The sequence below is a fragment of the Actinomadura sp. HBU206391 genome (assembly GCF_014323665.1).
Classification (GTDB): domain Bacteria; phylum Actinomycetota; class Actinomycetes; order Streptosporangiales; family Streptosporangiaceae; genus Actinomadura_C.
Genome location: NZ_JABVEB010000340.1, coordinates 1 through 5,046, shown reverse-complemented (window position 1 = coordinate 5,046; position 5,046 = coordinate 1). Strand labels below are relative to the sequence as shown.

Genomic DNA, 5,046 nt, shown 5'->3' with positions numbered 1-5,046 from the left:
GGGGCTTCTCTGACTACGACCTCAACGAAGCCGCGACAGCCTGTGCCGCTCGATTATCGGGTTCGGTCGCTGACCTGCACGTCCAGTAACGGGCCTGGACACTTCATAGGCACCCGATCGGTACACCCCTACCGGCCGCGCGCCCACGTTCTGTCCATGCCGGACTTGAGCCACTTAGGTCACCGCTGCCAGGCTCCGGCCGGACTCCACCGACGAACCCAACGAGTTCCCCGACCGGATTCAACCGAAACCAACGCCTACAAGGCGGACCGATGCTGATCGTGTATCGCGACCGAACGCCGTCGCCGGCCCCAGAAGAACCAAAGATCTTTTACCGCGCTCCCCCGGTTCGTGCTCACACTGCTCCCACCCGGAGCAGGGAGCGGCGGGAGCACGCATGGTTCCTGAACCGTCCCGAACAAGCGTCAACGAGCCTCATCGGACGGCGCTGACCTGCGGCATCTCGAAGAACCGCAGGTCAGGGCATGATTGGTACGACCTTGACACGGTAGAGGTCACGAGCGGGCGTGATTGCAACCGCGCGCTGGTCCCGCGATTCGGGGTACGTGGTTGCTCGGTGGTTGCTCGTATGTCTTGGAACGGAGCGGCACGACGCGACACAACCCGGCATCGGAAACGGCGGACTCGCACACAAAATGGCATAGACCGACAGCGGGGATACCGATCTGGCACGGGAGCAGCGGACTCTTAATCTGCGGGTTCGGGGTTCAAGTCCCTGACGGCGCACCCCGTCTGACCTGGGCATTCTCAATGATCATGAGAGTGCCCAGTTGTCGTTTTGGGGGTGGTTTGAGACCCGTGGTTGCTCGTTGGTTGCTCGGATGTCGTGATCTTGTCGCCACACGTCGTCGGAATCAGCCTTCCGGGGCCGCCAGCGCCATCCGAAAGAAGATCAAGCCAAGACCCCCAGGGCAAGCATGGCCAATCGATCAGCCGTCACACTCAGTCTCCAGCCCCTCACGTCTCGCAACGATTCCAGTAGCGACGCGGTAACTCCGTAGAAGGACCGCGCAACCTTTAACCACGGCGGTCCCATCAACGTGACTTGACCCGCAGGATCAAGTCGAGCGTTCATAGCCTGCGCCCTGGGCGGCAGGCCACCTAGGACCGGCACGCGGTCCACCCCCGACCGCGTGCAGAGGGGGAGGCGGATCCTGGCCAAGGCCACCGCCCAGGGCGCCTACAACCGCTGGCCATCCAGAGCATGCATCATGGTGCCGACATCGTCACCGCGCTCGACCTGCTGAAACAGGCCGCCGCGAGAGCCGGCCGAACCAGCTCGAAGCCTGCCCGCGCCATCCGCAATGAGTGCACGCCGAACTGCAGTACGACCGGTTGGCTATGACGGCTTCCAACTGCTCCAGTAGGGCGGCTTGAGCTGGCCCCACCTGAAGACCTTTCGGGGCCAGCGGGGCGGCTTGAAGTGCCCCCATCCTGGAGCTACTGGACGGGCATGCCGCCGTGTGGGCTGTTGACCACGAGAGGCAAGGACCCCTCACCGATGTAAGGGTGACCGTGTTGCCGCCGAAGGACGACTATCTCCGGCACACCGATGGGCTCAAAGGCATCAGCGAGATCGGCACCGCCGCCACGCTATCAACCACGCGAGCGGTCATGACGCTGCCTCGGTCGTGCCCCTGGGGTTGCCGTCGCCGGGTGGGACAGGCTTGAGTGCGCGAGGCCGCTGCCTGCGTTTGCCCGCGTTCACGATGATGGCAGCGGCGTCTTCGGCGGACTCACGTGCCAGGTCGGGCAGCACCGAAGTGTAGGTGTCGGAGGCGATGGTGATTGAAGACAAGCCAAGGGTCTCCTGGACGACTTTCATGTCGTGTCCAGCGCGGAGCAAGATCGTGGCCGCGCCGTGCCGCAGGTCGTGCAGGCGGATGGGTGGCAGGCCGGCTTCCATCGCGAGCTGCTCGAACTGCTCGGTCACATACGCCGGGTGCAGCGGCTCCCCAGTTTCGGTGGTGAACACGAACCCCGTCTCCATCCAGGTGTCGCCGGCGGCGAGGCGTTCGGTGTTCTGCCGGGCCTTGTGAGCTCGGAGTTGGTTGATGGTGTGTTTGTCCAGCGAGATCTGCCGTTCCCCGGCTTCGGATTTCGGCTTACCTTGGTCGGTTCCGTTGCCGTGTTGGACGATCTGCCACCGCACGGTCGCTGTCCCTTCGTCGAGGTTGAGGTCGGGGCAGCGCAGCCCGCAGGATTCGCCTCTTCGTAGGCCGCGGAAGGCGATGAGGTAGTACTGCCCGTACAGCCGGTGGGTTTGGGCTCGGTGCAGGAAGTCCGCGGTGTGTTCGGGTGTCCACACCACCACCGGGGACGGGCGGGGCGTGCCGATGTAGGCGTCGAGCCGATTGATTCGGGTGCCGTGCCGCTTGTCAGGTTCGAGCTTCGACAGGCGTTTCTTGCGCTGCTCCATCAGCGTGATGTGGCGTTCGTAGGTTTGTCTCCATTCGGCGATTCGCTCCGGCGTCCAGACCAGCGCTTTGGGGCGCTTGCCGGAGGGTAGTTCGACGAGCGAGGCGACGTTGAGGTCGATCCGCCGCTCCCGGATCGCCTTGTTCAACGCCGCCCGCAAGGTGGCGCGGATCCGTTGCTTGGTGGCCGCACCGACCAGCCGCCGTCCCTTCACTTTCGCCCGCAGGACCAGGTCACCGCTGGTGCGGGCTTCGGTGATGATGTCGTTGTGCTCGTCGATCGCCTCGAACACGCTCACCACGTCCGACACCCGCAGCCGATCCAGCCGGATCTTCCCGATGTGGGGTTGGTAGTAGAGGCGGATGTGGCTTTCGTAGCAGCGGACGGTGCCCTTCCGCAGGCCCTTTCGTCCAGAAAGCCAGGTGTCCAGCCACTCTCCCGTGGTGATGGTCGTGTCGAGGTCCTGGCCGGTGCGGACCTTACGCCGCACCTCCTCCGGCTCCGGCAGCGTCTTGGTCTTCTTGACCGTTGTCGCGCGTCAGACTTAGTGGCGCAGGGGTTAGTTGGGACTCCTGAGCCTGGAAGAGAGACGCATCGTGAGTCGCCCTCCACAGTTGCCCGTCGAGGACAAGCTGCGGATCGTGTTGTCCGTGCTCGCGGGTGAGATGACCATCGCCGAGGCCGCTCGGCGTAACAAGACCTCTGAGACCTCGATCGGTAAGTGGAAGGCCCAGTTCCTGGAGGCGGGCAAGCAGGGCCTGGTCGCGGGCGGGGCGGCTCGGCCGTCCAGTCGCGAGGAGCAGCTGGAGGCCGAGATCGCCGAGCTGCACACTGCCCTGGGTGAGGCGCATGTGCAGCTGCGGGTGTGGAAGAAGTCGGCCGAGGGTCGTCTGGCCCCTTCGCGGACCTCGAGGTGATCCGCCAAGACGCGGCGATGCCGGTCTCGAGGTTCTGCCGGCTCACCGGCATCCCGCGCCGCAGCTACACCCGCTGGCGTGCCAAGGCCCGTGCCCAGGCGGCGGCCGGCCGCGCCGCCCAACGGGCCGTGGCCGGCACCGGTCGTCGATGAGATCGAACCGGTGGCGGCCAAGTACGCCGCCGACTGGCCGGCCTGGGGGCACCGGAAGATCCACTGGCTGATGGCCGCCGACGGGATCGAGGCGTCCGCCTCCAGCGTGGAACGGGCGATGCGCCGCCGCGATCTGCTGCAGCCCATCGATTACCAGGGCGAACGCCGTGAGCTCGCGGCGGCTCGCAAGGCCGCGTTCACCGATCCGCCCACCGCGCCGAACCAGGTGTGGCAGCTGGACTTCTCCGAGTACGAGACCACCACCGGCGGCGTGTGGCGGCTGGCGGGGGTCACCGACCACTTCACCAAGTACGAGCACGGCTGGCACATCGCCCCGAGTTGCACCGGAGCCGACGCCATCGCCGCCGTGCGCATCGCCATCGACCAGGCCCAAGCCCTGGCCGGCTGCTCGCTGGAGGAGGCCCTGACCGACCCGGTCACCGGCGAGGTCCGCAAGATCAAACTGGTCACCGACAACGGCAGCGCATTCAAAGGGGCCGCGTTCGCCCGCTTCATCACAGGCCGGACCGAGCTCGTCCACATCCGCACCCGACGCAGATCACCCGGCCAGAACGGCGTCCGCGAGCGCGCATTCGGCTCGCTGAAGTACGAGCACCTGTACCGGATCGAGATCGAAGACCTCCCGGCCCTGGCCCGCGAGGCCGAGGCCTACCGGCAGATCTTCAACCACATCCGACCCCACCAAGCCCTCGGCGGCCACCGGCCCATCGAGATCTACACCAACCCAAGCCTGCATCCCCAACTTTCAGACCAAGATTCTTGAGCCAACTTCTTGACGCGGGACACCGTGGCCAGGATCAGATCAGCGATCTGGATCTTGCCGTTCAGCTCAGCGGCAATGGCCAGCAACTCAGCCGCCATGCCCATCTCCGTTTCGGCGGCGTCCTGCGTGGCGAACCCACCTCGGCGCAGTGGGTTCCGCCGACGGCCGTCTGCGGCGGGAGGTAGTTCAAGCTGGTAGTACCAAGTGCCGTGGATCTGGCTCCACGACCCACCCTTGCGCCTCAGCTTCGGGCATTTCTTCCCCAGCTGCTTTCCTTCCTCGGTGCGGCATCCGCACAACTTGAAGGTCGGTCCGGCAGCCATACGTTGTTCACCTGTCTTCCGGTGGAGGCTGCGCCGCAGATGCGTCGAGGCCGAGCAGGCCGAGTAGCCCGGCGGTGGGCACCAGGTAGGTCTTGCCGACGCGCAGGACCCGGCAGGGGAACTCCCCCGCACGAGCCAATTCGTAGGCCTTGGTGCGTCCCAGGCCGAGCGCTCGTCCTGCCGTGACCAGATCGACCACCGCGGGCAGCGTGCTGATCTCCGCCGGTGTCAAACCGCGCTTCACCGCACACCCCCGTCATCGCCCGCGCGGTGGTGGTGGGCGGGCCACCATCCAGCGGCGTGCGTGGGATGGGTGTCACGGGTGTCCTCCAGCGGATCGGGGCCGCCCCGGGCGGTGCGCGGACCGTTGCGTCGCCCGCTAGGCGGGGCGCCAGCGGTGTCCCGCTTGGCCGCGTCGGGGTGGCCGCATC

6 protein-coding genes are annotated in these 5,046 nt (G+C 66.3%); 2 read left to right on the top strand and 4 right to left on the bottom strand.

Annotation, left to right across the window (positions count from 1 at the left end; all coding sequences use genetic code 11):
- Positions 1–1,633: 1,633 nt before the first annotated feature.
- Positions 1,634–2,749, bottom strand: a complete 1,116-nt coding sequence (locus tag HKK72_RS35845; protein WP_187238844.1) for a tyrosine-type recombinase/integrase — start codon at positions 2,747–2,749, stop codon at positions 1,634–1,636.
- Between the two features lie 286 nt (positions 2,750–3,035).
- Here HKK72_RS35845 and HKK72_RS35840 point away from each other — a divergent pair, with 286 nt between their 5' ends.
- Positions 3,036–3,356 (top strand): transposase, encoded by a 321-nt coding sequence (locus HKK72_RS35840; protein ID WP_187238843.1) that lies wholly within the window; start codon positions 3,036–3,038, stop codon positions 3,354–3,356.
- 78 nt (positions 3,357–3,434) lie between these two features.
- On the top strand, positions 3,435–4,292 hold the full coding sequence (locus HKK72_RS35835) for an integrase core domain-containing protein (RefSeq protein WP_222721568.1): 858 nt from the start codon (positions 3,435–3,437) through the stop codon (positions 4,290–4,292).
- Here the strand turns inward: HKK72_RS35835 and HKK72_RS35830 are convergent.
- The 3 genes from HKK72_RS35830 to HKK72_RS40340 form a co-directional block, all read right to left on the bottom strand.
- Entirely contained in the window at positions 4,244–4,615 is a 372-nt protein-coding gene (locus tag HKK72_RS35830) for a hypothetical protein (RefSeq protein WP_187238842.1), read from the bottom strand. The two genes, HKK72_RS35835 and HKK72_RS35830, sit on opposite strands and share 49 nt — an antisense overlap.
- A gap of 7 nt (positions 4,616–4,622) precedes the next feature.
- The gene (locus HKK72_RS35825; RefSeq protein ID WP_187238841.1) at positions 4,623–4,859 is read right to left on the bottom strand and encodes a DNA-binding protein; all 237 of its coding nucleotides are present in this window, start codon (positions 4,857–4,859) and stop codon (positions 4,623–4,625) included.
- On the bottom strand, positions 4,856–5,046 hold a 191-nt coding region (locus HKK72_RS40340), incomplete at its 5' end, for a hypothetical protein (RefSeq protein ID WP_222721567.1). The genes HKK72_RS35825 and HKK72_RS40340, both read right to left, overlap by 4 nt.

What these genes read in the sequence shown, in the direction of transcription:
- HKK72_RS35830 (WP_187238842.1), bottom strand. Translation starts at nt 4,615, where the DNA reads ATGGCTGCCGGACCGACCTTCAAGTTGTGCGGATGCCGCACCGAGGAA.